The sequence below is a fragment of the Micromonospora sp. NPDC049529 genome (assembly GCF_055586685.1).
The window spans coordinates 136,953-162,458 of record NZ_JBVJHT010000007.1 but is presented as its reverse complement, the minus strand read 5'-3'; the positions used below and the strand labels follow the sequence as shown (position 1 = coordinate 162,458).

The 25,506-nt window shown below is 70.2% G+C and carries 26 protein-coding genes and 1 pseudogene; 13 read left to right on the top strand and 14 right to left on the bottom strand.

Going from position 1 to position 25,506, the window contains the following annotated elements:
* Positions 1–163: 163 nt before the first annotated feature.
* Positions 164–1,402 carry a family 16 glycosylhydrolase gene (locus ACZ6QQ_RS14130; protein ID WP_465876482.1) on the top strand — a complete coding sequence of 413 codons (1,239 nt, stop codon included), beginning with the start codon at positions 164–166 and terminating at the stop codon, positions 1,400–1,402.
* Positions 1,403–1,437: 35 nt separating this feature from the next.
* On the opposite strand, the gene ACZ6QQ_RS14125 is transcribed toward ACZ6QQ_RS14130, so the two are convergent.
* Positions 1,438–2,382, bottom strand: coding sequence for a threonine ammonia-lyase (locus ACZ6QQ_RS14125; protein WP_465876481.1), 945 nt, complete (start codon positions 2,380–2,382; stop codon positions 1,438–1,440).
* A 121-nt stretch (positions 2,383–2,503) separates the two neighbouring features.
* On the opposite strand from ACZ6QQ_RS14125, the gene ACZ6QQ_RS14120 reads away from it, so the two are divergent.
* The gene (locus ACZ6QQ_RS14120) at positions 2,504–3,625 is read left to right on the top strand and encodes a DUF4352 domain-containing protein (RefSeq protein ID WP_465876480.1); all 1,122 of its coding nucleotides are present in this window, start codon (positions 2,504–2,506) and stop codon (positions 3,623–3,625) included.
* Positions 3,626–3,632: 7 nt separating this feature from the next.
* Here ACZ6QQ_RS14120 and ACZ6QQ_RS14115 read toward each other — a convergent pair.
* Positions 3,633–4,037 (bottom strand): annotated as a pseudogene (locus tag ACZ6QQ_RS14115) (ATP-binding cassette domain-containing protein); the annotation flags it as partial.
* Between the two features lie 72 nt (positions 4,038–4,109).
* Positions 4,110–4,646, bottom strand: coding sequence for a PadR family transcriptional regulator (locus ACZ6QQ_RS14110; protein WP_465876478.1), 537 nt, complete (start codon positions 4,644–4,646; stop codon positions 4,110–4,112).
* Positions 4,647–4,846: 200 nt separating this feature from the next.
* Here ACZ6QQ_RS14110 and ACZ6QQ_RS14105 point away from each other — a divergent pair, with 200 nt between their 5' ends.
* The 4 genes from ACZ6QQ_RS14105 to ACZ6QQ_RS14090 all read left to right on the top strand — a co-directional run bounded on the left by ACZ6QQ_RS14105 (position 4,847) and on the right by ACZ6QQ_RS14090 (position 6,569).
* On the top strand, positions 4,847–5,203 hold the full coding sequence (locus ACZ6QQ_RS14105; RefSeq protein WP_465876476.1) for an STAS domain-containing protein: 357 nt from the start codon (positions 4,847–4,849) through the stop codon (positions 5,201–5,203).
* Positions 5,204–5,328: 125 nt separating this feature from the next.
* The gene (locus ACZ6QQ_RS14100; RefSeq protein ID WP_465876474.1) at positions 5,329–5,850 is read left to right on the top strand and encodes a large conductance mechanosensitive channel protein MscL; all 522 of its coding nucleotides are present in this window, start codon (positions 5,329–5,331) and stop codon (positions 5,848–5,850) included.
* Between the two features lie 65 nt (positions 5,851–5,915).
* A complete protein-coding gene (locus tag ACZ6QQ_RS14095) occupies positions 5,916–6,170 on the top strand; it encodes a hypothetical protein (RefSeq protein ID WP_326561531.1) in 255 nt (84 codons plus the stop codon).
* Positions 6,171–6,191: 21 nt separating this feature from the next.
* Positions 6,192–6,569, top strand: a complete 378-nt coding sequence (locus tag ACZ6QQ_RS14090; RefSeq protein WP_465876473.1) for a hypothetical protein — start codon at positions 6,192–6,194, stop codon at positions 6,567–6,569.
* A 26-nt stretch (positions 6,570–6,595) separates the two neighbouring features.
* Here the strand turns inward: ACZ6QQ_RS14090 and ACZ6QQ_RS14085 are convergent, their stop codons facing one another.
* Positions 6,596–7,528 (bottom strand): SCO2521 family protein, encoded by a 933-nt coding sequence (locus tag ACZ6QQ_RS14085; protein WP_465876471.1) that lies wholly within the window; start codon positions 7,526–7,528, stop codon positions 6,596–6,598.
* A 282-nt stretch (positions 7,529–7,810) separates the two neighbouring features.
* Between ACZ6QQ_RS14085 and ACZ6QQ_RS14080 the strand changes: the two genes are divergently transcribed.
* Together ACZ6QQ_RS14080 and ACZ6QQ_RS14075 are read left to right on the top strand one after the other, a co-directional pair.
* On the top strand, positions 7,811–8,782 hold the full coding sequence (locus tag ACZ6QQ_RS14080; protein WP_465876470.1) for an FAD-dependent oxidoreductase: 972 nt from the start codon (positions 7,811–7,813) through the stop codon (positions 8,780–8,782).
* 128 nt (positions 8,783–8,910) lie between these two features.
* Positions 8,911–13,266 (top strand): HEAT repeat domain-containing protein, encoded by a 4,356-nt coding sequence (locus tag ACZ6QQ_RS14075; protein ID WP_465876469.1) that lies wholly within the window; start codon positions 8,911–8,913, stop codon positions 13,264–13,266.
* A gap of 38 nt (positions 13,267–13,304) precedes the next feature.
* Here the strand turns inward: ACZ6QQ_RS14075 and ACZ6QQ_RS14070 are convergent, their stop codons facing one another.
* The 4 genes from ACZ6QQ_RS14070 to ACZ6QQ_RS14055 all read right to left on the bottom strand — a co-directional run bounded on the left by ACZ6QQ_RS14070 (position 13,305) and on the right by ACZ6QQ_RS14055 (position 18,338).
* Positions 13,305–14,264, bottom strand: coding sequence for an SCO2522 family protein (locus ACZ6QQ_RS14070; RefSeq protein WP_465876468.1), 960 nt, complete (start codon positions 14,262–14,264; stop codon positions 13,305–13,307).
* Positions 14,261–15,181 (bottom strand): SCO2523 family variant P-loop protein, encoded by a 921-nt coding sequence (locus ACZ6QQ_RS14065; RefSeq protein ID WP_465876466.1) that lies wholly within the window; start codon positions 15,179–15,181, stop codon positions 14,261–14,263. The genes ACZ6QQ_RS14070 and ACZ6QQ_RS14065 overlap by 4 nt, the downstream gene beginning before the upstream one ends.
* Position 15,182: 1 nt before the next feature.
* Positions 15,183–17,024: an SCO2524 family protein gene (locus ACZ6QQ_RS14060; protein WP_465876465.1), complete on the bottom strand. Its 1,842-nt coding sequence runs from the start codon at positions 17,022–17,024 to the stop codon at positions 15,183–15,185.
* 276 nt (positions 17,025–17,300) lie between these two features.
* Positions 17,301–18,338: a helix-turn-helix transcriptional regulator gene (locus tag ACZ6QQ_RS14055; protein ID WP_465876463.1), complete on the bottom strand. Its 1,038-nt coding sequence runs from the start codon at positions 18,336–18,338 to the stop codon at positions 17,301–17,303.
* Between the two features lie 63 nt (positions 18,339–18,401).
* On the opposite strand from ACZ6QQ_RS14055, the gene ACZ6QQ_RS14050 reads away from it, so the two are divergent.
* Positions 18,402–19,121, top strand: coding sequence for a PP2C family protein-serine/threonine phosphatase (locus ACZ6QQ_RS14050; RefSeq protein ID WP_465876462.1), 720 nt, complete (start codon positions 18,402–18,404; stop codon positions 19,119–19,121).
* 71 nt (positions 19,122–19,192) lie between these two features.
* Here ACZ6QQ_RS14050 and ACZ6QQ_RS14045 read toward each other — a convergent pair whose 3' ends face one another.
* A complete protein-coding gene (locus ACZ6QQ_RS14045; protein WP_465876461.1) occupies positions 19,193–19,504 on the bottom strand; it encodes a hypothetical protein in 312 nt (103 codons plus the stop codon).
* A gap of 100 nt (positions 19,505–19,604) precedes the next feature.
* Entirely contained in the window at positions 19,605–20,501 is an 897-nt protein-coding gene (locus tag ACZ6QQ_RS14040; RefSeq protein ID WP_465876459.1) for an NAD-dependent protein deacetylase, read from the bottom strand.
* Between the two features lie 220 nt (positions 20,502–20,721).
* Between ACZ6QQ_RS14040 and ACZ6QQ_RS14035 the strand changes: the two genes are divergently transcribed.
* Positions 20,722–21,513 carry a DUF4184 family protein gene (locus tag ACZ6QQ_RS14035; RefSeq protein ID WP_465876457.1) on the top strand — a complete coding sequence of 264 codons (792 nt, stop codon included), beginning with the start codon at positions 20,722–20,724 and terminating at the stop codon, positions 21,511–21,513.
* A gap of 170 nt (positions 21,514–21,683) precedes the next feature.
* On the opposite strand, the gene ACZ6QQ_RS14030 is transcribed toward ACZ6QQ_RS14035, so the two are convergent.
* Positions 21,684–21,866 carry a DUF397 domain-containing protein gene (locus ACZ6QQ_RS14030; RefSeq protein WP_465876795.1) on the bottom strand — a complete coding sequence of 61 codons (183 nt, stop codon included), beginning with the start codon at positions 21,864–21,866 and terminating at the stop codon, positions 21,684–21,686.
* A complete protein-coding gene (locus ACZ6QQ_RS14025) occupies positions 21,863–22,444 on the bottom strand; it encodes a Scr1 family TA system antitoxin-like transcriptional regulator (protein WP_465876455.1) in 582 nt (193 codons plus the stop codon). Before ACZ6QQ_RS14025 ends, ACZ6QQ_RS14030 begins: the two co-directional genes overlap by 4 nt.
* A gap of 480 nt (positions 22,445–22,924) precedes the next feature.
* Between ACZ6QQ_RS14025 and ACZ6QQ_RS14020 the strand changes: the two genes are divergently transcribed.
* Positions 22,925–23,452: a hypothetical protein gene (locus ACZ6QQ_RS14020; protein WP_465876454.1), complete on the top strand. Its 528-nt coding sequence runs from the start codon at positions 22,925–22,927 to the stop codon at positions 23,450–23,452.
* Positions 23,449–23,655, top strand: a complete 207-nt coding sequence (locus ACZ6QQ_RS14015) for a hypothetical protein (RefSeq protein WP_465876452.1) — start codon at positions 23,449–23,451, stop codon at positions 23,653–23,655. Before ACZ6QQ_RS14020 ends, ACZ6QQ_RS14015 begins: the two co-directional genes overlap by 4 nt.
* Positions 23,656–23,661: 6 nt before the next feature.
* Here ACZ6QQ_RS14015 and ACZ6QQ_RS14010 read toward each other — a convergent pair whose 3' ends face one another.
* Positions 23,662–23,940, bottom strand: a complete 279-nt coding sequence (locus ACZ6QQ_RS14010; RefSeq protein WP_465876451.1) for a helix-turn-helix domain-containing protein — start codon at positions 23,938–23,940, stop codon at positions 23,662–23,664.
* A 36-nt stretch (positions 23,941–23,976) separates the two neighbouring features.
* On the opposite strand from ACZ6QQ_RS14010, the gene map reads away from it, so the two are divergent.
* A complete protein-coding gene (map, locus tag ACZ6QQ_RS14005; RefSeq protein WP_465876450.1) occupies positions 23,977–24,744 on the top strand; it encodes a type I methionyl aminopeptidase in 768 nt (255 codons plus the stop codon).
* Between the two features lie 15 nt (positions 24,745–24,759).
* On the opposite strand, the gene ACZ6QQ_RS14000 is transcribed toward map, so the two are convergent.
* On the bottom strand, positions 24,760–25,503 hold the full coding sequence (locus tag ACZ6QQ_RS14000; RefSeq protein ID WP_465876449.1) for an acetoacetate decarboxylase: 744 nt from the start codon (positions 25,501–25,503) through the stop codon (positions 24,760–24,762).
* Between the last annotated feature and the right edge of the window lie 3 nt (positions 25,504–25,506).

The following is a 25,506-nucleotide window of genomic DNA, read 5'->3' as shown; positions in this document are numbered from 1 at the left end:
GGCCCACCCCCCCCCCCCCCCCCCCCCCCCCCCCCCCCCCCACCCCCCCTCCCCCCCCCTCCCCCCCCCCCCCCCCCCCCGATCCGCCGTTCTTGCCGGAATTGACTTAGTTATTAGTTAACAACCTTGCCAGAAAGCGTCATGTTGTTATAGAAGTATTTCCATGCGTATACGACGGACCGCCCTGGCTCTCGCCCTGCTGGGGGCAAGTCTGGCCACCCTCCTGACGGCGCCGGTGTCCGGCGTCGCCCAGGCGGCGCCGGGCGCACTCACCTGGAGCGACGAGTTCAACGGAGCCGCGGGCACCAGCCCCGACGGCAGCAAGTGGAAGTTCGACATCGGTGGCAGCGGCTGGGGCAACAACGAGCAGCAGTACTACACCAACTCCACCCGCAACGCCGCGCACGACGGCGCCGGCAACATGGTGATCACCGCCCGCCGGGAGAACCCGGCCAACTACCAGTGCCACTACGGCACCTGCCAGTACACCTCGGCCCGGCTGCTGACCGCCGACCGGTTCACCCAGACGTACGGCCGCTACGAGGCCCGGCTGAAGATCCCGCGCGGCCAGGGCATCTGGCCGGCGTTCTGGATGCTCGGCACCGGGTCGCAGGGCTGGCCGGGCAACGGCGAGATCGACATCATGGAGAACATCGGTCGGGAGCCGAACACGGTCTACGGCACCCTGCACGGCCCCGGCTACTCCGGCGGCAGCGCGATCAGCAGCGCGTACAGCCTGCCCGGCGGACAGGCGTTCGCCGACGCCTTCCACACCTTCACGGTCGACTGGGCGCCGGACTCGGTGACCTGGTACGTCGACGGCATCCAGTACGCCCGCAAGACCGCCGCCGACCTGCGCGGCAACCCGTGGGTCTACGACCACCCGTTCTTCATGATCATGAACGTGGCGGTCGGTGGCTACTGGCCCGGCTACCCCGACGGCACCACCCAGATGCCCCAGCAGATGCTGATCGACTACGTCCGGGTCTATGCCTGGAACACCGGTGGCGGCACGCCCCCCACCGGCGGCTCACTGATCGGGTACGGCAACAAGTGCGTCGACGTGCCCGGCGGCACGCCCACCGACGGCAGCCAGTTGCAGCTCTGGGACTGCAACGGGACCGACGCGCAGCGGTGGAGCTTCCCCGGCGACGGCACCGTCCGGGCGCTGGGCAAGTGCATGGACGTGGCCTGGGGATCGGTCGCCAACGGCGCGAACATCCAACTCGCCACGTGCAGCGGCAACCCGGCCCAGCAGTTCGTCCTCAGCGGTGCCGGTGACCTGGTCAACCCGCAGGCGAACAAGTGTGTCGACGTACGCGACTGGAGCACCGCCAACGGCGCCAAGCTCCAGCTCTGGACCTGCCTCGGCGGCGCGAACCAGAAGTGGCGGCGCGGCTGAGCCGGTGATGAACGGTCGCCTGGGCGCAACCCCGCTCAGGCGACCGCCGCGGCGGCCAGCACGGCCGGATCGACGTTGCCGCCGCTGATCACCGCTACCGTCCGGCCGGGCGGCAACTCGGCCGGACGGAACAGCCGGGCGGCGGTGGCCACCGCGCCGCTCGGCTCGACCACGAGCCGGGCCCGGCGGACCAGGTGGGCGGTGGCGGCGGCGATCTCGTCCTCGGTGACGGTGACGATGCCGTCGAGGTGTTCGCGCAGGTGCGCCAGGGTCAGCTCGGCCAAACTGGTACGCAGCCCGTCCGCGCTGGTCCGGTGGGTGCGGGCCAGGTCCCAGACGACGAGTTCACCGGTGGCGAGCGACTCCTGCGCGTCGGCCGCGTACGCGGGTTCGACGCCGTAGACACGGGTCGACGGGGAGAGCGCCTTGATCGCGGTGGCGACGCCGGAGGAGAGGCCACCGCCGCCGACCGGGACCAGCACCACGTCCACCTCGGGCAGGTCCTCGACGATCTCCAGCCCGATGGTGCCCTGGCCGGCGATGACGTTCCGGTCGTCGTACGGCGGGATCAGCGTCCGGCCCCGCTCGGCGACGATCCGCTCGGCGGTGCTCAACCGCTGCGCGGGCGGCACGAGCAGGACCTCGGCGCCGAGCGTACGGACTTGTTCGATCTTGATGGCGGGTGCACCATCCGGGATCACCACCGTGCACGGCACCCGGGCGGCGCGGGCCGCGTACGCCAGCGCCTGGCCGTGGTTGCCGGAGGAGTGGGTGACCACGCCACGGCCGCGCTGGGGCTCGGTCAGCCGGGCGACCGCGTTGGTCGCGCCGCGCAGCTTGAACGAGCCGACCGGCTGGAGGCTCTCCGGCTTGAGCCAGAGGTCCGAGTCCCAGCCGGTGGGCAGCAGCGGGGTACGCACCACCCGGCCGGTGATCCGTGACGCGGCGGCCCGGATGTCGTGCAGCGTCACCAGATCCATTCGATCATCATGCCGCAGGAACGGCTCCGGCAACCGACACCGGAAACCCCGATCTTGAACGGGCAAAGCAGCACTAAAGCCTAGAATCAGGCAAAGTGTTCCGCGTGATCGGGGGACCGCGATGCCCACGCCCGACCCGCCGGAGAGCGGCCCGCCCGAGCCGTCCCCGGACCCGGACCGATCACCACCACCCCGGTCACAGCCACCGGCTCCGTCCGAACCGGCCCCCGCGTCCGGTCCACCGGACCAGTCCGGCCCGCACGCCCAGCCCTGGACCTGGTCGGTGGACCCGGACCCACCCACCCGCGAGCCGACCCCGGACCCGGAGGGCGGCCCCTTCGTGGACGACCCGCCACCCCCGCCGCCCGTCACCGGGCCGTCGGTGCCCGCACCACCCGCCACGCCACCGGCGGCGGCACCGCCCGACCGGCCGCCGGACTGGTCCACCCCGGACACCCCCGCCGTCGCCCCGCCGATCGGCGGCGACCCCTGGCCGCCGCCCCCCGACCAACCATCGCCGTACGCCGACCCGTCGGCACCGTGGGCCGACCCCTCGCCCGAGCAGCAGTACCCCGAGCAGAGGTTCTCCGACCAGCACCACCCCGACCGGCAGGACCCCGAGCAGCCGTACCCGGACGAGCCGGGTCCGTACTGGCCGGACCGAGCGCCGTGGCTGGACGAGCAACCCGAACAGCCGTACGCCACACCGGTACGGCGACGGCGCCTCTGGCTGCTGCTCGGGGTGAGCGTCGCACTGGTGCTCTGCTGCTGTGCCGGGGTGGTCGGAACGGCGCTGACCTGGGGCGGCGACCTCTACGCCGAGGTGGAGAGCCGGGGCCAGCGGATCGTCGGGCTGAACCAGCCCGGCCGCGACGGCGACCTCGAATTCCTGGTCCGCGAAGTCAGGTGCGGCGTCGGCCGGGTCGGTGACCCGCTGGTCAACCAGGCGGCGATCGGCCAGTTCTGTCTGGTCGAACTGGCCGTACGCAACGTCGGCAAGCGGCCGGTCTTCTTCACCGACACCCTCCAGCGGGCCTACGGACCCGACGGTGAGCAGTTCGGTGCCGACAGCGGTGCGAGCGTGCTCGCCAACTCCGACCGGCAGGTCTTCCTCAGCGAGATCAACCCCGGCAACCAGGTGACCGGTGCGGTGGTCTACGACATTCCGGCCCACGCCCGGATCGTCCGGCTCCGGCTGCACCACGCACCCACCTCACTCGGCGTGGTGGTCCGGGTGGAGTAACCGCTCAGCCCACCCGAAGCTCGGACACTGCCGTGCTTCGCTGGTCCAGCCGGGCCAGCGCCGCCGACCGCGCTGCTCGCCGCCCCGTGCCGGCGAGCAGCAGCGGCAGCGCGACGTTCTCCGCGGCCGTCAACTCGGCCACCAGTTGGCCGAACTGGAACAGCACCCCGCACTCGGTCCGGCGCGGCCGTGAGCGGGCCGCCTCGGACCAGGTGTCGAGCCGGTGTTCGCCGTAGTGGACCTCCCCTGAGTCGGGGCGGAGGATGCCGGCCAGGCAGAGCAGCAGGGTGGACTTGCCGCAGCCACTCGGGCCGGTGATCGCCACGATCTCGCCTTCGCCGACCGTCAGGTCGATCCCGCGCAGCGCCGGGGTGCGGCCGTACGCCTTCACCAGGTTGTCGACGCGTAGCAGGGGGGTTCGGGTTCGGGGTCGCGGTCATCCGTGCTCCTCGCTCGGCTTGGTCGGGCTGTTCGTTCGGCTCGGTCACGGCCGCACCTCCCGGTGCCAGTCGGAGACGCGTTCCAGGGTGATTTGCAGCCACCGCAGGTCGGCGTCGAGATGGGCGATGGCGAAGTCGGCGGCGACCACCTCGGGGAGGCTGGCCGTGGCGTCCGTCTTGGCCTGGGTCAGCTCGCGCAGCCGGAGCATGTGCGCCTGCCGTTGCGCGATCAGGTATTCGCGGGTCCGGTCGGCGCCGACCACCAGCAGCGCCACCGTGGCCTTGACGAACAGGATGCTGCTCACGTAGGGCGCCGGTGGCTCGACCACCTCCAGCCAGGCGTCGAGCGCGGCGCGCCCGGCATCGGTGAGCGCGTACGACGTGCGGTCCGGCCCGCCGTCGCGGTCCTGGCCGACCGGGGTGACCAGGCCGTCCCGGGTGAGTCGGCCGAGGGTGGCGTAGACCTGCCCGTAGCCCACCGGCCTGGTCCGGGGCAGGCGCTCGTCATGGGCCCGTTTCAGCTCGTAACCGTGCTGCGGCCCGGCGGCGAGCAGCCCGAGCAGCACCTGTGCCGTCGACACGGCTCGACTATTCATTGAATGAATAGCCTCGGTCAAGCCCCCGCCCCGCCTCCGACACACACCGCGCGGACGACCTTGGGCGGGGGCGCCCGCCTCCGGTCGCCGAGTGCCTAGGAAGATGGGCACGCCAACCAGGGCGTGCGGTCCTGCCACCGAACCCACCGGTGGAGTACCGTTCGATCGATAACAGGAGGTCGCGAATGTCCTTGACGGTGCACACCGAGCAGCGCGGCGACGTCGTCGTCGTGGCGGTCGCGGGCGAGCTGGACATGGCGACCGCGCCCCAGTTGCAGGACGAGATCACGGATCTGCTCGACCGGGGCAGGAGCCGGCTGGTGTTCGACCTGTCCGAGCTGACCTTCTGCGACTCGACCGGACTCTCCGTCTTCGTACGCGCGAAGAACAGCAGCGACGAGGCCGGCGGGGTGGTCCGACTCGCCGCACCGCAGCGCGGCGTGTTGCGCATCCTGGAGGTCAGCGGCCTGGTCGACGTGTTGCAGACCCACCCCTCGGTGGAACAGGCCATCTCGGCGGACCAGACCCCCGCCTCGTCGTAGTCGCACACCCGGTCATGACGCAGTGACCGCCCGGTCCGCCGCGGGGCGGGCCAGGCGGCACTTTTCCGTGCGCCACCGACGGGGCATAGGTTGTCGGTCGACACCGCCAACCTTCGGAGAAGCGAATGCTCAAGGGTTTCAAAGACTTCATCATGCGCGGCAACGTCGTCGACCTCGCGGTCGGCATCGTCATCGGCGCGGCGTTCACGACCGTGGTCAACCAGCTCACCCTGTCGTTCCTCAAGCCTCTGATCCAGCTGTTGGGTGGCTCGTCGACCAGCCCCGCGCCGACCGGCGCGCCGGGCACGCCCGGCACGGAGACGGGGCCACCGCCGGGGGCCTGGAAGGTCGCCGGCGTCGTGTTCGACTGGGCCGCCTTCGTCAACGCGGTGATCACGTTCTTCATCACGGCGGCGGTGCTCTACTTCCTGGTCGTCCTGCCGCTCAACAAGCTGGCCGAGCGCCGTCGCCGGGGCGAGGAGCCGCCGCCCGCCGCACCGAGCGAGGAGGTCAAGCTGCTGACCGAGATCCGCGACGCGCTGGTGGCCGGCGGTCGGGTGCCCGCGCAGCACCGGGAGTCGTTCGACAACCTGACCGGCCGCGACCACCCGCCCGCCGGTCGGGAGTACCCCTCGGCCGGCCGCTGAGCGGCCGGCACACAACTTTCCCCCTCCCCGCACCCTATCGAACACGTGTTCGATAGGGTGCGATCATGGAACAGCGAAAGCACTGGTGGAACGGCAAGTGGGGACACCTCGCACGGCGTGACGTCTACCTGCGGACCGACGCCGACCAGTGGCACCTGGAACAGCGTGCCGGCGGCGCCGAGGGGATCTCCCGGTTCTACGAGTTCGACAGCGAGGACGAGGCGTACGAGGCGGTGCGCGGCCTGCTGGTCGGACCGGACAACTGGCGGGAACTCTCGGCCCGGCCACCGGGACTCGGCAGTGGTGGTTTAACCGGCTGACCGGGCGGGAATCGCCCAGACATGCACACCGATGTCCCGAACAGCGCCGAACCCATCGCCCAGGTGACCAGCGGCATGCGAGTGGTCGATCCGGGCGGCGAGGAGGTGGGCACCGTCGTCGCGGTCCGGCTCGGCGACCCGAACGCGGTGACCGCCCAGGACCCACCGACCGGTCACGGCGTACTCGGCGCGGACGTGCCGCACACGGAGAACGGGGACGAGCCCGACGTACCGCCGGACCTGGCGGCCCGACTGCTGCGTACGGGCTACCTGAAGGTCGACAGCCGGGGCCTGCTCGCCCACGATCTCTACGTCGAGGCCGACCAGATCGCGAAGGTGAACCAGGACGTGGTGGAGCTGACCGTCGACCGGGCCCGGCTCATCCCCGAAGCCCGCTGAGCCGAACCGACGCCCGCCGAGCCCGGCTATCGGGACGGGGTTTCCAGCAGGGCGATGGTGCTGAGGCTGACCTGGTCCCGGATCCGGGTCACCGACGACTGCCACTGCCGGCTGAACCCCGGCCGCCGCTCCAGCGCCTGCCAGACCGACAGCACGGACTCGTCCAGCCGGGCGGCGGGCATCCAGAGGTGCAGCAGGCAGTCGATCGCGGGGCGGAGCCGGTCCAGCTTCTGCGACCGCGTACCCGGCCCGGTGAGGCTCGACTCCATCAGCGACAGCAGGGTGGTGAGCAGCCAGTCGTGCAGGGCCAGGTCCTCGCAGAGTTCGACGATCGCCTGCACGTCCTGCTCGGCCACGGTCAGTTCCAGCGTACGCAGGGTGTCCGACTCGACCCGGAAGGTGCCCTGCAACTCGGCCGCCGGGTCCTCGGCCGGGATCACCGCCCAGCGCAGGCAGGTGCGCTGGGCCCGGAACGGCGGCCGGTGGTCCAGCGTCGGCGACGCCTGCACGGTGTCCATGAACCGGGCGCTGATCGCACCGAGGTTCAGCGCCGAGGCCTGGTACGCCGAGCCGAGGAAACCACGGGTCACGTCCCGTACGTCGATCTTGCCGATCGTCTCCACCTGCCCCGGCCGGGAGAGGTAGTGCGACCAGACCAACCGGCGGTTGGCGGCGGCGCGGCCGATCCGGGTGTGGCTCGACCCCTGGAGCACGTGCCCGCCGGTCACCGCGGCGTGTGAGACGACCGTGCCGACGCCCCGGCTGCGACTGCCGGAACCGGTCGGCAGCCGGCAGTCCACCCCGGTGAGCTGGTCCGGCGAGACGGCGTACGCGATCGGTCGTTCGGAGCGGCGGACCCGTTCACCCACCAGCAGGTCGAGCAGTGCGGCGGTCCGGTCCAGCGACAGTGCGGTCGAGTTCTGCAACAACCCGGTGTGGACCTCGCCCACGGTCAGCATGGCACCTCCGCAACGTCACGCGTCGCCACCGGCCACGGTCACGCCGTGGTCAGGGCCGATCGACCGGTTTCATCCCATCATCGGACCGGCACGCAACGTACCGGACACGCATGGGCGCGAATGACAATTCCCGGTTTTCACGTGCACCCCCACGGGAAATACCGCCGGCCGGATCAGACGTCCGGGCGGGCCGAGCGGTTTCTGTGGGAAGTCCCGGATGCGCCTTTTCACCGAACTTCCGGTGGGACGGCCGGAACCCATTTCGCACCATAGGCTCGTCTGGTGACTCCTGCGAACATAGACGTACTCGTCGTCGGTGCCGGGGTGACCGGTCTGACCACGGCGGTGTGTCTGGCCGAGAGCGGGCGTACCGTGCTGGTCCGGACCCGGGACCGACCGGCGGACACCACCTCGTTCGCGGCCGGCGCGATCTGGGGACGGGTCATCGCGGCGCACGAACGGGCGACGCACTGGGGTGAACAGACGCTCTCCCTGCTCAAGCCGCTGGCCCGAGCCGCCGGGACCGGGGTACGCCTGGTCACCGGCGTGGAGGCGACGCGGGTGCCGAGCCCGCCGCACCCGTGGTTGAGCGGCGTCGACGACTTCGAGGTCTGCCCGCCGGCCGACCTGCCCGCCGGTTTCGTCTCCGGCTGGCGCTACACCGCGCCGGTGGTCGACATGCCCCGCTACCTGGAATACCTGGTACGCCGGCTGCACCTGGCCGGCGGCCGGATCGAGCGGGCCACCGTCGGCTCGTTGAAGCGGGCGTCGACCGAGGCGCCGGTGGTGGTCAACTGCACCGGCTCCAGCGCGCGGGAACTGGTGCCGGACGTCGAGGTGCAGCCGACCCGTGGCCAACTGGTCGTGGTCGACAACCCCGGTGTGGACTGGTTCTTCGCGGAGAGCCCGACCGGGACCACCGAGCTGACCTATTTCCTGCCGCACGGCGACCACGTGGTGCTCGGCGGAACGATGGAGGTCGGACATTCCGACGCCACACCGAGGGCCGAGACGGCAGCGGCGATCGTGGCCCGCTGCGCCGCCGTCGAACCCGCCCTGGGCCGGGCCCGGATTCTCGCGCACCGGGTCGGTTTCCGGCCCGTACGCCCACGGGTGAGGGTGGAGGAATTGGATCTCGACGGCGGTCGGGTGATCCACAATTACGGGCACGGCGGCAGCGGGATCAGCCTTTCCTGGGGCTGCGCACTGGAGGTCGTGAACATGATCGAAACACGTACGGCAACCTCGTCTTGAAAATCATTGGCGCCGATGTCTTCGTCGGCCGCCGATACTGCTGTCGGAGGAGGGACGGGGGACAAAATATTCTTGCCTCCCATTGATACGGTGACGTCACGTGCCGCTCACGCCGCATAGGAGCCGCCGTGACCAAGGTCTACGTATCAGCCACTTTCCGAGATCTACAAGAATGTCGCGCCGCGGTGCAGCTCGCGCTGCGTCGGCTGCGGGTCGAGGACATGGCGATGGAGTCCTATGTCGCGGAAGATCGACGACCACTGGAAAGGTGTCTGGCTGACGTCCGTGAATGTGACGTCTACGTGGGCATCTTCGCCTGGCGCTACGGTTTCGTGCCCCCCGGTTACGGCCGGTCGATCACGGAGTTGGAATACCGCGAGGCACTGAACCACGGAAAGCCGTGTCTGATCTTCCTGCTCGACGAGGAAGCACCCTGGCCCCGCCGGTTCGTGGACCGGGGCACGGAGGCCGAACAGATCGAGGCACTCCGGGCCGAACTCGCCGACCGGCACATGTGCAGCATCTTCACCGAACCGAGCGACCTCGCCGCCCGGGTCACCGCGGCGGTCGCCATGCGACTGGCGGAGACCGACTGGGCGGCGGGACACGGCCTCAACGCCCTCGGTCAGGACACCGTCCAGCGCTACTTCTCCCGGCTCCGCCAGCACTACGGCGTACTGAACCTGGACGCGTTGACGCCGACGGAGAGCGAGGACTACCTCCAGATCGGGTTGGCCTCGGTCTTCGTCGAGCAGTCCGTACGGGCGGATCCGCCGCCGGCCGAGATGCCCCGCGAGTGGCGTCGCCGGGTGCCGACCAACGGGATCCTGAGCAGCGAGGACGTGCCGACCTCGGTGAACCCGACGGACCTTCGGCACCTCCAGGAGTCGTACCGGGCCAAGCCGTTGCAGCGGCTGTTCGACGTACTCGCCTCACCGGAGCAGCGGGCGGTGGTGCTGCTCGGCGATCCCGGCTCGGGCAAGTCCACCGCCGCCCGGTACCTGGCCCTCGCCCTGGCCGGCGGGCACCCCGACGACCGGCTCGCCGCCCTGGTCGACCACCTCCCGCTCCTGGTCGAGCTGCGTTCCTACGTCACCCTCGCGGCCGAGAACCGCTGCCAGGGCTTCGTGGACTACCTGGACCACCGCGCCCACACCGACGGGTTGGGCATCGACCGGACGGCCCTGCTGCGCCACCTCACCCTCGGCCGTACGGTGGCCGTCTTCGATGGCCTCGACGAGGTGTTCGACCGCCGACGCCGGGAGGAGGTGGCCAGCCAGATCGCCAACTTCGCCGCCGACTTCCCCCAGGTACGGGTGGTTGTCACGTCACGGGTGATCGGCTACTCCCGGCGGATCCTCACCGACGTCGGCTTCACCCACTTCACCCTCCAGGATCTCGACCCGGACCAGACCTCGGAGTTCCTCGGCCACTGGTACCGGTTGGCCATCCACGACCAGCCGCAGGAGACACTGGTCCGCCGGGCCCGGCTGCTCGACGCGATGCGGCACTCGCACGCGATGCGGGAACTGGCCGGCAACCCGCTGCTGCTGACCATCCTGGCGATCATCGGCAAGCACCAGGCCCTGCCGCGCGAGCGGTGGCGGCTCTACGACCACGCGGCCACCGTGCTGGTCGAGCACTGGGACGTGGACCGGCACCTGCGCGACCAGCACCAGGACCCGGACTTCATCGGCACCGAGGACAAGAAGGAGTTGCTGCGCCGGCTCGCGTACCGGATGCAGTCGGCCGAACGGGGTCTGAGCGCGAACTACATCGCGGCCGAGGAGCTGAGCGAGGTCTTCGAGGACTACCTGGTCGAGCGCTACCACCGGGACCCGGCCGCCGCGCGGTCCATCGCCCAGTCGATGATCAACCAGTTCCGGGAGCGGAACTTCATCCTCAGCCGGTACGGCCCGCACCTGTACGGCTTCGTCCACCGCACCTTCCTGGAGTTCTTCTGCGCCGACGCGGTGCTGACCAAGTTCCAGCACGACCGGGTGCTCACCATCGGCGAAGTGAAGGACCTGTTCCGCCGGCACTGGGTGAACCCGTCCTGGCGGGAGGTGCTCCGGCTGCTCGCCGGGGCGCTGCCCGAGGAACGCGCCGCCGAGGTGATCGACCTGTTGACCAACGAGATGAACCGGTCCTGGCCGCCGACCGCGTTCCCCGCGCCACCGTGGAACCTGGCCCTCGCGGTGCAGTGCCTCGCCGAGGTCCGGACGATCTCACCGGTGGTGGCGAAGCCGGCCGCCGCCCTGCTCCGCAAGGTCATCCTGGTGCTGGAGCACGGCGTGGCGATCAACGACCGGGAGACCGCCACCCTGGTCGAGGAGGAGATCCTGCCGGCCGCCCAGGCGATCGGCACCGGCTGGCCGGGCCGGGAGGCGTACCTGTCCTGGTACCGGCGGCGCGGCGTCCGGGTGGTGTGGAGCCCGGTCTCGGCGTACGCCGCCCGGCTGGCCGCGATGCTCTCCACCCCGGCAGAACGGATCGACGACCTGTTCGACGAGGTGCTCGGCGGACTCGACGACAGCTCCGCCGCGTACGCCTGGGTCGCCGGCCTGGCCGAGGTGGCGCAACTCGCGACCGCCACCGAGGACAGCCCACCGCATCGCGCCGCCGCCGAACGGGTCCGCGGCCGGCTGATCAAACGCGCCCGCCACGACGGGTACAGCGGGGCGCGGCTCACCGCCGTGCAGGCCCTCGGGGAACGGTTCGGCACCGATACCCGCGCCCGTGACCTGCTCGTCGAACGCGCCCGCGAGGACGGGTACGCCGGAGTCCGGCTCGCCGCCGTGCAGGCCCTCGGCGAACGCTTCCGGGGCGAGGCGCCGGTCCGGAACCTGCTGCTGGAACAGGCGGGCGCCGACAGCTTCGCCGGCGTCCGGCGGGCCGCCCTCCAACTCCTCGGCGAGCGGTGCGGCGGTGACGACGAACTGCGGCCGATCCTGCTCGACCGGCTCGCCACCGACGTCGACGCCGACGTGGTCCGGATGGCCGCCCAGGTCCTGATCGAACGGTTCAACGCCGCCGGAGAAGCACGCGACCTGCTCATCGGGCGGGCCGGCGGCGACGAGGACCCGGTGGTGCGCCGGGCCGTGGTCCGGGCCCTCGGCGAACGGCTCGGCATCGACCTGGTGGTCCAGACGGTGCTGGTGGAACGGATCCGGGCGGACAGCGACGCCGGGGTGCTCCGCGCCGCCACCCAGTCCCTGGTGGAGCGGTTCGGCCCGGACGAGGAGCTGCGTCAGCTGCTCGTCTCCCGCGCCCTGGACGACGCCGACGAGGTGGTCCGCCGGGCGGCGCTGCGACTGCTGATCGAGTGTTTCGCCCACGAGGTGCCCCTGGGCGACCTGCTGGTCCGGGTGGCGCGGGTCGACCGGGACGCCGACGTGCGGTTGGTCGCCGTACGGGCGCTGGCCGACCAGGTCGGCACGGCACCGGACGCGGTCGGCGCGCTCACCGAGCTGGCCCGTACCGACGGGGCGCCCCGGATCCGGCTGGTGGCGGTCGGCGCGCTGGTCGACCGGGTCGGGATGGACCCCGGCGTACGGGACGTGCTCGCCGGGCTGGCCCGCGCCGACACCAGCGCGGCGGTACGGCTCGCCGCCGTACGCGCCCTTGCCGAGTGGGTGACCGAGCCCGAACTGCGCGAACTGATCGTCGAACGGGCCCGTGGCGACAGCGGGGCGGAGGTCCGGCTGGCCGCCGTACGCGCCCTGGCCCGTGAGGCGGGCACGGACGCGCAGGTGCACGCCGTACTCGTGGACCGGGCCCGGTGCGACCCGGACGGTGGGGTCTTCGCGCACGCCTCGGCCGTGCTGGCCGGGCTGACCGACGACGACGAACCCGCCTGGGAACTGCTCGCCCGGCGGGTCGGCGTCGACCGCAACCCCCGGCTGCGGCTCGCCGCGATGCGGATGCTGGTCGACCGGTTCGGTAACCGGCCGGAGTTGTCCGACGTCCTGCTCGACCGGGTCCGCCTCGATCCGGACCCGGAGCTGTTCCGGGTGGCGGCGACCGCGCTCGTCGGCCTAGTCGGGCCGGACGTGGCGCAGTGCAAGGCGTTGATGAGCCGGGCCGACAGCGACGACGCCCCGGTCCGCTGCGTCGCGGTACGGATCCTCGGCGAGGAGTTCGGCCGCGACCGGGGCGTACGCGAGCTGCTGATCGACCGGGCCCGTGACGACGACGACGTGCAGGTACGCCGGGAGGTGCTGCGGGTCCTCGGTGAACGGCTCGCCGACCACCCGGAGGTGCGGGCGCTCTTCGTCGAGCGGTTGCACGACCACGACTGGTCGGTACGGGTCACCGCCGTACGGCTGCTCGGCACCCGGTTCGGCACCGACCCGCAGACCCGTGCCCTGCTCACCGAGCTGGCCCGTAACGACGCCGATCTCGGGTTCCGCCGGTTCGCCGGGCAGGCGCTGACCTGGTTGCCCGGTGCGGACCCGGACCAGCTGCCGGACGTGCCGCGATGAGCCCGAACCCCTACCGGCCGGACCGGGACACGCGTCGGTCAGTCCGAGATGAACACGTACTCGATCCGTTCGACCAGGTCCTTCGGCACGTCGACGTGCTCGTGCCGGCTGCGGGTGTGGATCTGGTCGAGCACCGCCGGGCCGATCGACACCTGGCTGAGGATGGTCCGGACCGCGTGCTCGATCGGCAGGAACCGCGACCCGAGGACCGAGAAGGTGCGGTACGCGCTGAACGGTGCCGCCCTCGGGTTGAGCCGGACCACGGCCGGCAACTCGTCCCAGTCGTCCGGCCACTCCTCGACCTGGTACGGGTTCGTCACCCCTTCACCCTCGTGGCGCAGCAGCCCCAGCCGCATGAGCTGCCACACCCCGGCGAGGAAGGGGCAGGACCAGCGCAGCTGCCCGTCCTCCTCGTAGTCCCACAGCTCGACGTCCATGAAGATCGAGTGCCGGTTGGCCGCGTTCTGCGACGGCGGCTGCCAGGTGTAGTCGCTCATCGCCTGTGCCGGTCCGCTGGCCGGGGAACGTTTGCCGTTGCAGAGCCAGCCGGTCTCGGTGAGCGGTGGCCGCTCGCCGTTGGTCTCCGGGACCGGATCGGAGACGAGCTGGTCGAGCACCAGTTTGGCGAGCGGGATGTCGTCGGCCTGGGCGCAGCCGGACTCGCGGGCGAAGTAGTCGATCACCAGCCCGGTGCCCTCGGTCGCCTCCTGGAGTTGCCGGACCACCTCGCCGGGCGTACTGAACCGGGTGAAGTAGTCGTCGATGAGGAAGCAGGTGCTGATCCGGGCCCGGCCCTTGGGCACCCGGTCGATCGCCGCCTGCCGGGCCGCCGCCGCCCACGGCGCGACCCGGGAGAAATGTCGTCGGAGCTGTTCGACGCCGCCGGCGAACTCCTCGATGTAGAGGTGGCCGAGTTCGATCGAGAGATGGGACAGGGGGACCGACTCGACGCTGCGTCGGGCCGCGGTCTCCTCGAAGCTGACATCCGGTTTGGTCACAGGGTCTCCCAGGCCGCGTCGTCGACTAAACGTTTGGCGAGGGAGGAGAAGGCCTCGACCGTCTCCAGGTTGGCGATGCGTCGGGCGTACACGTCGTTGTCGGAGATGAGCTGCTCACGCCATTGCAGGACCGGGTCCAACGGCACCGAGCCGATCATCATGGTCCGACCCACCCGGTTGTTGCTGGCCAACTCCAGCAGGTCCTGGTTGCACTCACGCAGCCAGGCCACCTGCGGTGGCTGGAGTCCCTCCAGCTCCGGTGAGTCGGGGTCGACCACGGCCGTACGCACGAAGCGCAGCCCATTGATCAGGTCATCGTGTTTGTGGCCGCGCCGTACGCCCGTGTCGAGGATTCCCTTGGCGCCGTACACGAGGCCGGAGGCGGCCAGCACGTGTTGCCTGGTCCAGCGGTGGAACACCAGCCAACGGGCCTTGACCGAACGCAGTTCGGGCGACGCGGTGGCGGCGAGCACGATGTCGGTGGCGTACGACCGACCCGCGCTCAGGTCGATCAGGCTGAGTTCGAACTCCTCTTCGAGCCGGAGGAAGAGCCGGATGCACTGCCGGACCCGTTCCTCGCTGCTCGGGAACTCTCCCCCGCCGATGTCGCCGGGGAGCAGCATCAGCCGTCCCGCGCCCGGTGGCCGGTTGCGCAGGCTGGCCCGGTCGGATTCGGTCCACACGTCGATGCGGTGCGGCTCGGCGCACTCGCCGTTGAGGTAGACGTGCATCCCGGTCTGGGTGGTGGTGCCGTGCACGGCGTTGTCGATGTTGAAGATGGCGCCGGCCGTGGGTGAGCCGAAGTCGAAGTCGAGGTAGCAGACGTCGGTGCCCTGCAACGCGCTCCGGTAGAGCACGTTGCTGCTGGTCACCGAGCGGCCGGTGCCGCCCTTGTCGGAGGTCGCGAAGATCAGCATGTCAGCCCGCCTCGGAGACGTCACGGCGGGCGGCGTTCAGCTCGTCGAGCGAACGCAGCACCTCGGTCGCGAGCGACGTGGCGGTGCCGGGCCGATCCTGGAGGATCTCCCGCGCTCTACGCAGGTTCACCCGGATCAGGTGCAGGGTCTGCTGCATCTTCGGGCCGCCCTCGCCCGCGCCGCTGAGCAGCTCCATGTCGTACAGGTGCTCGGCCTCGCTGAGCAGGTCGGATGCGTAGTCGGCGAGCCGGTCGCTGCGCAGCGGGGGCCGGTTGAGCATGTTGGCCGTGGTGACCAGCCCCTGCACGACCCGCTCGGTGTAGTACCAGGAGGTGCCGTCCTGGGTGGGCTTGAGCTGGCGGAAGACCTTCGCCGGCTGGTCCCAGAGGCTGCGGCCGGTGCCGCCGTCGAGCCGCCGGGCGGCCAGGTGGTCCCAGACCCGGTCGGCGAGCTCCAGCAGCGCGGCGCGTTGCTCGGCGTCGCTGAGCAGGCCGGCGATGAACGCGGTCCGTTGCAGCAGCAACGCGGAGAACTCGCTGACCATCCAGCGCAGGCGCGGGCCGTCGAGCTGTTCGCTGCCGCTGAGGGTCAGTCGTACGCCGGGTGAGTGCAGGGTCAACGCCGGGTCGGCGTCGAACGGGCGGCGGGTGATCCGGGCCCGGTTGGCCAGCTCACCCAGGACCAGCCCGACCCGGGACAGCTCGGCGTCCGAGCCGCGCTCCTGCATCAGGCCCTTGACCGCCAGCGAGGTGACCAGCAGCGTGTAGTAGTCGGAGGAGTCCTCGTCGGTGGTCCGCCACGGGATGTCCTCCAGCGGCCACCGTTGCCCGTCGCCGAAGGTGGCGACCGTGGCCCAGTAGGTCCTGGTCAACTCCCACCGCAGTTGCAGCGCCCGGGACAACCGCTGCTGCTCGTCGTTGAGCAGACCGAGGATCCGGGTACGTTCGGAGAAGAGGTCCTCGATGGCGTCCACGGCGATGACGGTGAAGTAGAGCCAGGGCAGCTCGTGCGCCACGCCCTTGGCCTGGTCGCCGACGGGCTCGTTCGTCTCGACCAGCGGGGCGTCGTTGACGATTCCCCAGGCCCAGCCACACTCGAACAGCCGGTTGGCGCTCTCCAGGTCGGCGACCTGCCCGGACCCGATCAGGACCTCACGGAAGGTCGCCATGGTCTGGCGCAGGGCCCGGCGGAGTTGGGAGACGATCTGGCGCTGCGGCAGCCCGGCCTGGTTGACGGTGCGGATCAGGGCCCGGCCCTCGGTGGAGTCCACGTCGAAAACGTTCACCGCGAAACTGCGCAGCAGGCCGACCATGGCCGCGCTGAGCCGGGTGCTGGCCATCGTCTCCAGTTCGGTGATGTCCTGGAGGATCTCCTCGCGGCGGACCGCGCCCCGGAACACCCGGAGGAAACCGATCGTCGCCAGCGACAGGGTGACCGACATCGCGAACGAGTCCACGATGTCCAGTTCGCGTTGCTGCTGGGTGGCCGGCTGGGCGGGATCGTCAATGCCGAAATAGCTGCCACCCGAAAAATTGGGCGTACCGGACTCGTGCGTGTAGCGCTCGAAGTATTCCCGCAGGATCTGTACCAGCACCAGCGGTATCTGGGTGGCCGTGCCGAGCGGGCGGAGGACCTTGATCATTTCATCGGCGGTCTCGTCCGGACGGTCGATGTTGAACGCGTCCACCTGGGTCGCCGGCAGGAGCAGACAGAGCAGTTGCTCGGCGTCGCTGATCGAATTGGAGCCGTTCTCACCGCCCCACACCCACCGGCCGTCGCGCCACGACGACCGGACGACGGCCGCCCAGATCTCCAGGAGCTGCTGACGAGGCTGAATCCTCATCGCTCGTGCACCACCATCCGCCAATTGTCATGGTTCCAGGTACGCCGGAGACCCGCGAAGCAGGTGATTATCGATCAAGGTTCGGCGCGAATGCGACCCGGAACCAGGTCAGTGAATCAAGCAAAGAAGCTGGCCAGCCCAGGGATTAAATGATCTTTCTACAGTGGCGCCACGAATCATGGCGACCACCCCCTCTCACGGGCCCAGTCCTATCTGCCAATGATGTCCTACGCGTCAAGGGTGGGGAAATTGATCAATTAGCCACAGTGGTGCTGGTCAGACAGGCTGGGTCGGTCCGGTCAACTGTCGGCGTACCGCCCAGAGGGCCGCTTCCGTACGCGACGCGGTGCCGGTCTTGCGCAGCAGATTCGACACGTGCACGGTGACCGTCCGAACCGAGATGCCCAATGATCTCGCCACCTGCTTGTTCGACATCCCGGCGGCCAGACAGCCGAGCACCTCTATCTCCCGCGCGGTCAGCTCCGCACCGGCCAGCTCCGCACCGATCGGCTCGGCCGGCAACCTCGGGTGCTCCGGCAGCGGCTCCCGGACCAGACCCTCCGGCCCGTGCCCGCCCCGCGTCGCGAGCAGCTCGGTGAGCCGGTACGGATTCCCGCCCGTCCGCTCCCGCACCGCCTCCACCAGGTCCCGGTCCACTGGCCCGTCCGGGTACACCTGGGCCAGCACCGCCGCCACCTGGTCGGCGGTCAACGCGCCGAGGTGCTGGCGTACGGCACCGGGCGCACCGGTCAGCCGGGCCAGCGTACGGGCGGCCAGCTCCGGCGCGAGCGCGGTCTCCGGTGGCCGGCTGGCGACCATCAGCAACGCCGGCAACTCCGGTGCGGCGGCCAACTCGCCGATCAGGTTCAGGCTCGCCGGGTCGAGCGCGTGCAGGTCCTCGACCACGATCACCGCCGGCCCCGCCCCGACCAGCGCCCGTACGGTCGCCACCGCCAGTCGGAGCAGCGTGCCGGGGGCGTACCGCTCACGGGGTGCGTTGGGGTGCTGGGCCAGCCAGGCCAGTGCGTCGGCGGGCAACGGCAGACCGGTGGTGTCCCGGCCGCTGAGCACGGCGGCCAGCCAGTCGTACGGCGCCGGACTGTGCACCCGCGCGGTGCCGAACAGCACGGTGCTCGGCCGGGGGTCGTCGAACCCGTCCAGCGCGGCGGCGAGCAGCAGGCTCTTGCCCACTCCGGCCGCCCCGGTGATCACCACCGTACGGCGGGTCGTCGTGCCCGAGCCGGCCAGGCTGGACCAGGCGCGGGTCAGCTCGGTCAGCTCACCGACGCGCCCGACCATGGGGACCGGCATCATGGACCAACCCTACGCAACAGTGCGTAGAGACGATTCGGTGCTCCGCTTGGCATGCTGCACGGCATGAACCTGCGCCTGCGTACCGCGATCGTCAGCGATCCCGGCCTGGTCCGCACGAACAACGAGGACGCCGCCCACGCCGGCGAACGGTTGCTCGTGGTCGCCGACGGCGTCGGCGGGCAACCGGCCGGCGAGGTCGCCAGCGAAATCGTGATCCGGAACCTGCTACCGCTGGACCGGGGCCCGATCGACGGCGACCCCACCACGGCACTCACCGGGGCGCTCCTCGCCGCGAACCAGCAGATCGCCGAGACCGGTCGCTCCGACCCGAGCCGAACCGGTCTGGGCACCACGGTCACCGCCGTGCTGCTGATCGCCGACCGGCTCTCCGTGCTGCACGTCGGCGACTCCCGCTGCTATCTGGCCCGCGACCCGAACTTCTACCAGCTGACCAGGGACGACACCTTCGTCCAGGAGTTGGTGGACCGGGGCGCGTTGACGCCGGAGCAGGCCCACCGGCACCCGCAGCGGTCGCTGATCACGCAGGCGGTGCAGGGCGGCGAACTCGTCCCGGCGACCGTGGTCGTACCGGTGGTGGCCGGGGACCGGCTGCTGCTGTGCAGCGACGGCCTCTCCGACGTGATCGACGACGACGCGATCGGCGAGGCGCTGGCCCGGTACGCCGAGCCCCAGCAGTGCGCCGAACAACTGGTCAAGCTCGCCCACCAGGGCGGCGCCCCGGACAACGTCACCGTCATCATCGCCGACCTCTTCACCGCCTAGCCCCGCTCCCTCATGATCCCGGAGAGTTCGGTTCGCCATAGGCCGAACTCTCCGGGATCATGGAAACCTGCTCACAGGCCGAAGACGTCCTCGGCCGCACCGTCGCGGGCGCCGTCGACGAAGCCCCGGAAGGCGGGATCGGCGGGGTCGGCGGTCACACTGGTGGTCGTCTCCCCGGTCGCCTCCGCCACCGCGTCCACCAGTGGCGGATAGTCCAGCTCGACGTCACCGAGATCGTCCTCGTCCGCGTCGGCCAGGCTCAGCACCTGCTGGAGGTCGTCCGCGGAGGTGTCCTGGTCCGTCGCCCAGTCGTGCCCGATCGAGTAGCACTCGTCGTACAGGCCGCGTTGGTCGTCGGTCCAGTCGTCGTCGTAGTCCGGCACGCTGCGCCTCCTTCGGGGGCCGTTCCCTTTGCAGCATGCCCGGCCGCACCGCGAGGACGCGCAGAGACGACAAAAACTCACACTTCGGGTACGCCCGGGATCAGCTCGCCACGGGTCGGGTCGCCGGCCCGGTCCCGGCCGGCAGCCGTACGGTCAGCGGCTCCGGGCAGAGCCGGACGAGTTCCGGCAGCACCACACCGAGCGGGGCGTCGATGGTGAGCGCGGAGTACGTCTCGCCCCGGGTCGGCCCCTGGTTCACGATCATCACCGGGATGCCGAGTTTCGCCGCCCGGATGACGAACCGGCGACCCGACATCACCGCCAACGACGACCCGAGCACCAGCAGCATCCGGGCGTTCTCCACCAGGTCGAAGCACTCCCGTACCCGGTCGGCGGGGACCGTCTCGCCGAAGAAGACCACGTCCGGCTTGAGCGTGTCGCCGTCGCACGCCGTACACCGGACCATCCGGAACCGGTCCACCTCCCGGTCCGACAGGTCCACGTCGCCGTCCGGGTTGACCGCGGTCGCCTCCGCGTCGAACCTCGGATTCGCCAGGCCGAGGCGCCGGTCCAGCTCGGCCCGCGAGGTCACGTCGCCGCAGCCGAGGCAGATCACCTTGGCCAGGCTGCCGTGCAACTCGATCACCCGGTCGGCGCCGCCCGCCTGGTGCAACCCGTCCACGTTCTGGGTGACGACGCCGGTCACCAGCCCCCGCCGCTGCAACTGAGCGACCGCGCGGTGCCCGGCGTTCGGGCGGGTCCGGGCCATCCGCCGCCAGCCGAGGAAGCTGCGCGCCCAGTAGCGCTGCCGGGCCACCGGATCCCCGGTGAAGGTCTGGTACGTCATCGGGCTGGTGCGCACCAGCGCGCCGCTCGGGCCCCGGTAGTCCGGGATCCCCGAGTCGGTGGAGAGCCCCGCCCCGCTGAGCACCACGACACCGCCGCCGGCCAGCGACCCGGCCAGCTCGGCGCACTTCTCGGCCGTACCCTCATGCACCCGTCCATGCTGCCGCACCCGGCGGCCGATCGACCAGGCGCGGCGAACAACGTGGGCGATGACTCAGACGGTACGGTGCAGCCGTCGACAATTCCGGCTGATTGAGTTATTTCGCCCGTTTCACGAATGGCTGACGGCGGCGGTTCGGCGCACCGCGCCGGGCCCGTGGCGGTTAGCTGGAGCAGACCGGCCACGTACCACCGCGCGGATCGGAGGAACCATGCCGTTCACCGGCAGCCACCCCGCCGCCGTACTGCCGTTCCTGCGCTCCGGGCTGGTGCCGTCCGCCCTGATCATCGGCAGCATGACACCGGACCTGCCGTACTTCGTCCCGCTCAGGTTCTCCGGGAGCACCACCCACACGCTGACCGGGGCGCTGACCGTGGACGTACTCCTGGGAGGGTTGGCCTTCGGGGTGTGGCAGGCGGTGCTGGCGCCGTTCGCGATCGCCATCGCCCCGGCGGCGCTACGGAATCGCCTCGATCCCCGGCTGCCGCGCGGGCTCCTCTTCCACCTGCGAAGCCTGCGCCGGCTGGCGCTGCTCGGCGCCTCGCTGGCGGTCGGCGCCGCGACCCACGTCGGCTGGGACTCGTTCACCCACGTCCCCGCCTGGGGGCCGACGCACATCGCCTGGCTGAACGGGATCCACGCCGGGATCCCCGGCTACCGCTGGGTGCAGTACCTCAGCACCATGCTCGGCGCGGCAGCCCTGGTCGTCTGGTGCGGCCACTGGTGGTTCACGAGTACGCGCCAGCCGCGCAGCGACGCTCCTGCGGCGATGCCGCCCCTGGTCGCAGGCGCGGCATGGGCCCTCATCGGGTTCGCCACGGTTGCCGGCGGCCTGCTCGCCGCCCGCCCCGCCTACCTGAACGGCTCCGGCCCGTACGTCACCGTGTTCCTGGCATTGACCAGGGGCGGCGGTGCCGGCCTGATCGCCGCCGTGGGCTGCGCCCTCGGCTGGTTCTACTACCGCAAACAGTCACTCACCACCCCACTGCCCCCGCACCGATAACAGCCCACACAGCAACGCCCCACCCGCACTCGCTCGCGATCTAGGGCAAATGGGGGTGATCGGAGATCATCAAACACGTATATGCCCTAGATCAACGGCGTCAGGGACGGGCCACAGACACAGCAACGCCCCCACACCGAGGCGGTGCGAGGGCGTGAAGTCGAAGAGGGTCAGTGCTGCTTTGCGAGGCCGACGAACGCGCGCCACGCCTGCGGCCCGAAGGCCAGGGTGCCGCCGTCACGATCCTTGGTGTCCCGCACCAGGACGCGCCCAGGGAGATTGTCGGCCACCTCTACGCAAGACCCACCGTTGACCCCGGAGCGGCTGGACTTACGCCAATTCGCACCCGTCATGTCGTCCATGCCTTCACCGCTTTCTTGATCAGCTCGATGGATTGCGCTCTGGGGAGCGAGTCGCTCCTGATCGCCTCCGGTCGACCTTGCACAATCGGCCGATGCAGGATCGTCTCGTCTATCACAAAGACGAATCTCGTCGGAGAGTCGCGTTTGAGAGCCCCCTGCCGCTCCAGCCTGGATGCCAACAGCTCCTCGGCCGTCTCGCGGCTCATCCGCGCATCCCGCAGCACCGCTCGCGCGTACGCCTCCGTCTGCAACATGCCCGGTAGGTAAAGCGGCTCGAACCAGCGCAGGAGTGTTGCCTTCTGCTCATGGTCGAGCCAGTCCCGAAGCCAAACCGGCTCAGCCTCGAAACTGGTGAGTTTGACCAAGAGGCGTTTGTAGACCCCGCCGGTTTCGAATGCCGTATCGACGGCAGTGACGTAGTCGGTGGTTGGTGGTCGGTGTCGGGTCTCGACGGAGCTGACGTGGGTTGGTGAGAACTTGACCAGACGCGCCCACTCTTCCTGGGTCAGGCCTCGGGACGTGCGTGCCGCAAACAGTTCGTCAACCAGTAGATCAATTGCCGCGCCCATCTACTCAACCTCCACTCGGATTCCCTCGGCAACTACTCGTCCCACGCACCACTACGCACATCATCGCTTGACCAGCGCAAACAGTGCGTGAGGGTATCGACAGTAGTGCAGTCCTATCCAGACTGTCATCAGGCGGGACCACCCGAATCCGGCTACCCGATCGCGCACTGCGAAAAAGACGGGTGGAACCGCGTGGACCACCCCGGCCTTCCCTATCCCCCGGGGTGGTCCGCATCCAATACGGAGCAGGAGGTGTGCGATGTTCAGGACCATTCGCGATTGGTGGATCATCCGTCGACCCCGATCACGAAAGATCATCGAGCAGGGGACCGGACAATCGGCCGAGCTGTGGCGTTTCAGTGCCCCTATGGGGGTAGCAGAACGCCACAGCCCGGCGTGGCACAGTGCGCCAACTGCCGAATACCAGCCGAGGATCTTCACGCTCGGGCAGTTGACGGCGTACCGGGTGGGGCGGTCGCGGTGAGTGGGACGTTTCGGGTGCGGGTGGGAGACATCCTGGACCTGGCCGCCGGGGACTATCTGATCAGTCCCGATCCGTCGACCGGTGGCAAAGACCTCCGGGTACGGGTGAAGCACGTCCCGCCGGGCGCGATCGGTTGGCAGGGCGACTGGTTGAGCCTGCTCGCCGTCGAACTGCTTCCCGGTGACCTCGACGGTCGCGACCTGGCGCTGGTTGTACACCGTCGCGCCCTACCCGAACCACTGACGGGACGACACGGAACCTCGGCACACGACCTCGGGCTGCACGTGCCGATGCGGCCGATGTGGATCTGTCGACTCGACGCGATGCCGTGGCCGTGCGCCGAAAGCAGGCTCCGGCTGATCGGAGGCTACCGGGGGCAGGAAATAAGTCTCTGCTGCTACCTTGCCACCCAGTTTCAGCAGGCGATGACCGACCTGCACACCCTCAACCCGGACACCGCACCCGAACCGCGCGCCCTCTACGAGCGGTTTCTCGGCTGGGTGCCGATCCGCAGGTCCCGATGACCGAGCTGACGAAGATCACCGTCAACCTGACTCCGGCAGCCGAGGCGGCGTTGACCAGACTTGCGGTTGTCCAGCGGGATACGCGTACCGATGCGTTGAACCGGGCCCTGCGACTGGCCGCACTGATGCTCGACCTGGCCCCCGACGGACATTTCACGCTCGTCCAGCCGGACGGTTCACTCGACCGCGTTCATTTCGTCTGAACGCGGCTACGAGGCCAGCCGGTCCGGCAGGCGGCGTACGGGCGGCATGGCGAGCGCGTCGGCCAGGTCGTTGAGGTCCAGGTCGAGAACGTCGGCGAGGGCGGCGACGGTGAAGAAGGCGGGGGTGGGGATCGCGCCCCGCTCGATCTTGCGGAGCGTGTCCAGGGAGATGCCGGCGCGTAGCGCCACCTCGGCGGCGCTGCGGGTGCCCCGGGCCCGTTGCAGCATCCGGCCCAGTGCGAGTCCCCGTTCCCGTTCGTCCTCGGTCAGCGGTGTACGAACCATGGCCTGGATAGTAATCCTAGTATTAAAATACCAGGCATGGTTGTGCTCAAATCAGAAGCCGAGATCGCCACGATGCGCGAGGCCGGACGGATCGTCGCCACCACCCTGGCCGCCGTCGCAGCCGCCGCCCGCGTCGGCGTACGCCTCATCGATCTCGACGAACTCGCCGCCGGGCTGATCGCCAGCGGCGGGGCCAAGCCGTCCTTCCTGAACTACCACCCCTCGTGGGCACCGATGCCCTACCCCGGCGTGCTGTGCCTGTCGGTCAACGACAACGTCGTACACGGCATCCCGGACCGCCGGGTGCTGGCCGAGGGCGACCTGCTCTCCATCGACTGCGGCGCGTACGTCGACGGCTACCACGGCGACTCGGCGATCACCGTCGCCGTCGGGGAGATCGACGCCGCCGCCCGGCGGCTCGCCGATGCCACCGACCGGGCCCTCGCCGCCGGCATCGCCGCCGCCACGGTCGGCGCCCGGATCGGCGACATCTCGCACGCCGTCGAAACCGTCGCCCGCGAAACCGGGTACGGCCTGCCGGACGGCCTCGGCGGACACGGGGTCGGCACCGCCATGCACGAAGCACCCTCGGTGCCGAACACCGGCCCGGCCAACCAGGGCATGGTGCTGGCCGAAGGACTGGTGATCGCGATCGAACCGATGCTGCTCGAAAGCGGATCGAGCCGCTGCCGCACCCTTGCCGACGGCTGGACGATCGCCACCGCCGACGGCAGCCGGGCCGCCCACGCCGAGCACACCATCGCCGTCACCGCCGCCGGCCCGGTCATCCTGACCGCTCCCTGACCCCGGCCGGGCCGGCTACCCGTCCCCGGCGAGGTAGTCGTAGACCGGTCGTACGGGGCCGAGGCTCAGGTCGGTGACGATGTGGGTGGCCGAGACGATCTCGCGTACGGGCAGGTCCGCCAGCGGGGCGAGGACGTGCTCGAACAGTTGCAGCCGGGCGGGCCCGGTCCACGCCTCGACGATGGTCACGTCCTCGATCTGGGTCCGGGTCAGCTCGCACACCCGTTTCGTGGCGTCGTAGCCGACGACGAACTTCACCGCGAAGGTGGGGATCGTGACGCTGGCCCGGGCCTCGTCGGGATCCAACGCGTGGTGCTTGTAGCCCATCGTCGCGGTCGCCACCCGCAGCGAGCCGTAGTCGAGGGTGCCGACCAGGGCCGCCTGGTCCACGTAGAGGCGGGGCGAGCCGAGCACCTTCGGATAGGCGTTGATCTCGCGACCGATGGCGATCGCCGGGAAGTTGTCGACGTACATCGAGCTCAGGTACTCGCCCCGCTCACCGTCGAAGCTGACCGCGATCGCCTGACCCGCCTCGACGTACGGCCCGTACGCCGTCACGTCGCCCATCTTCATCAGCTCGAACCGGACGATCGGGTCCTCGACCAGCAACGGTTCCGGTGTCACCGCGCGGGCCGCCTCGAAGTCCGTGCGGTAGTAGATGTTCAGGTACTCGCGGTTGGTGAACCGGGGAATCGCCGGTGCGTACGCGGGCGCGGTGAGCGGCGTCGTGTAGCGCTGGCGGACCTCGTCGGCGCGCACCCG

Coding starts and splice junctions, on each gene's coding strand:
- ACZ6QQ_RS14090 (WP_465876473.1), top strand. CDS start 6,192: ATGCACACCGATGTCCCGAACAGCGCCGAACCCATCGCCCAGGTGACC.
- ACZ6QQ_RS14055 (WP_465876463.1), bottom strand. CDS start 18,338: ATGATGCCGGTCCCCATGGTCGGGCGCGTCGGTGAGCTGACCGAGCTG.
- ACZ6QQ_RS14035 (WP_465876457.1), top strand. CDS start 20,722: ATGCCGTTCACCGGCAGCCACCCCGCCGCCGTACTGCCGTTCCTGCGC.
- ACZ6QQ_RS14130 (WP_465876482.1), top strand. CDS start 164: ATGCGTATACGACGGACCGCCCTGGCTCTCGCCCTGCTGGGGGCAAGT.
- ACZ6QQ_RS14085 (WP_465876471.1), bottom strand. CDS start 7,528: ATGCTGACCGTGGGCGAGGTCCACACCGGGTTGTTGCAGAACTCGACC.
- ACZ6QQ_RS14050 (WP_465876462.1), top strand. CDS start 18,402: ATGAACCTGCGCCTGCGTACCGCGATCGTCAGCGATCCCGGCCTGGTC.
- ACZ6QQ_RS14025 (WP_465876455.1), bottom strand. CDS start 22,444: ATGGGCGCGGCAATTGATCTACTGGTTGACGAACTGTTTGCGGCACGC.
- ACZ6QQ_RS14010 (WP_465876451.1), bottom strand. CDS start 23,940: ATGGTTCGTACACCGCTGACCGAGGACGAACGGGAACGGGGACTCGCA.
- ACZ6QQ_RS14060 (WP_465876465.1), bottom strand. CDS start 17,024: ATGAGGATTCAGCCTCGTCAGCAGCTCCTGGAGATCTGGGCGGCCGTC.
- ACZ6QQ_RS14030 (WP_465876795.1), bottom strand. CDS start 21,866: ATGACGGGTGCGAATTGGCGTAAGTCCAGCCGCTCCGGGGTCAACGGT.
- ACZ6QQ_RS14065 (WP_465876466.1), bottom strand. CDS start 15,181: ATGCTGATCTTCGCGACCTCCGACAAGGGCGGCACCGGCCGCTCGGTG.
- ACZ6QQ_RS14105 (WP_465876476.1), top strand. CDS start 4,847: ATGTCCTTGACGGTGCACACCGAGCAGCGCGGCGACGTCGTCGTCGTG.
- ACZ6QQ_RS14100 (WP_465876474.1), top strand. CDS start 5,329: ATGCTCAAGGGTTTCAAAGACTTCATCATGCGCGGCAACGTCGTCGAC.
- ACZ6QQ_RS14120 (WP_465876480.1), top strand. CDS start 2,504: ATGCCCACGCCCGACCCGCCGGAGAGCGGCCCGCCCGAGCCGTCCCCG.
- map (WP_465876450.1), top strand. CDS start 23,977: ATGGTTGTGCTCAAATCAGAAGCCGAGATCGCCACGATGCGCGAGGCC.
- ACZ6QQ_RS14095 (WP_326561531.1), top strand. CDS start 5,916: ATGGAACAGCGAAAGCACTGGTGGAACGGCAAGTGGGGACACCTCGCA.
- ACZ6QQ_RS14125 (WP_465876481.1), bottom strand. CDS start 2,382: ATGGATCTGGTGACGCTGCACGACATCCGGGCCGCCGCGTCACGGATC.
- ACZ6QQ_RS14015 (WP_465876452.1), top strand. CDS start 23,449: ATGACCGAGCTGACGAAGATCACCGTCAACCTGACTCCGGCAGCCGAG.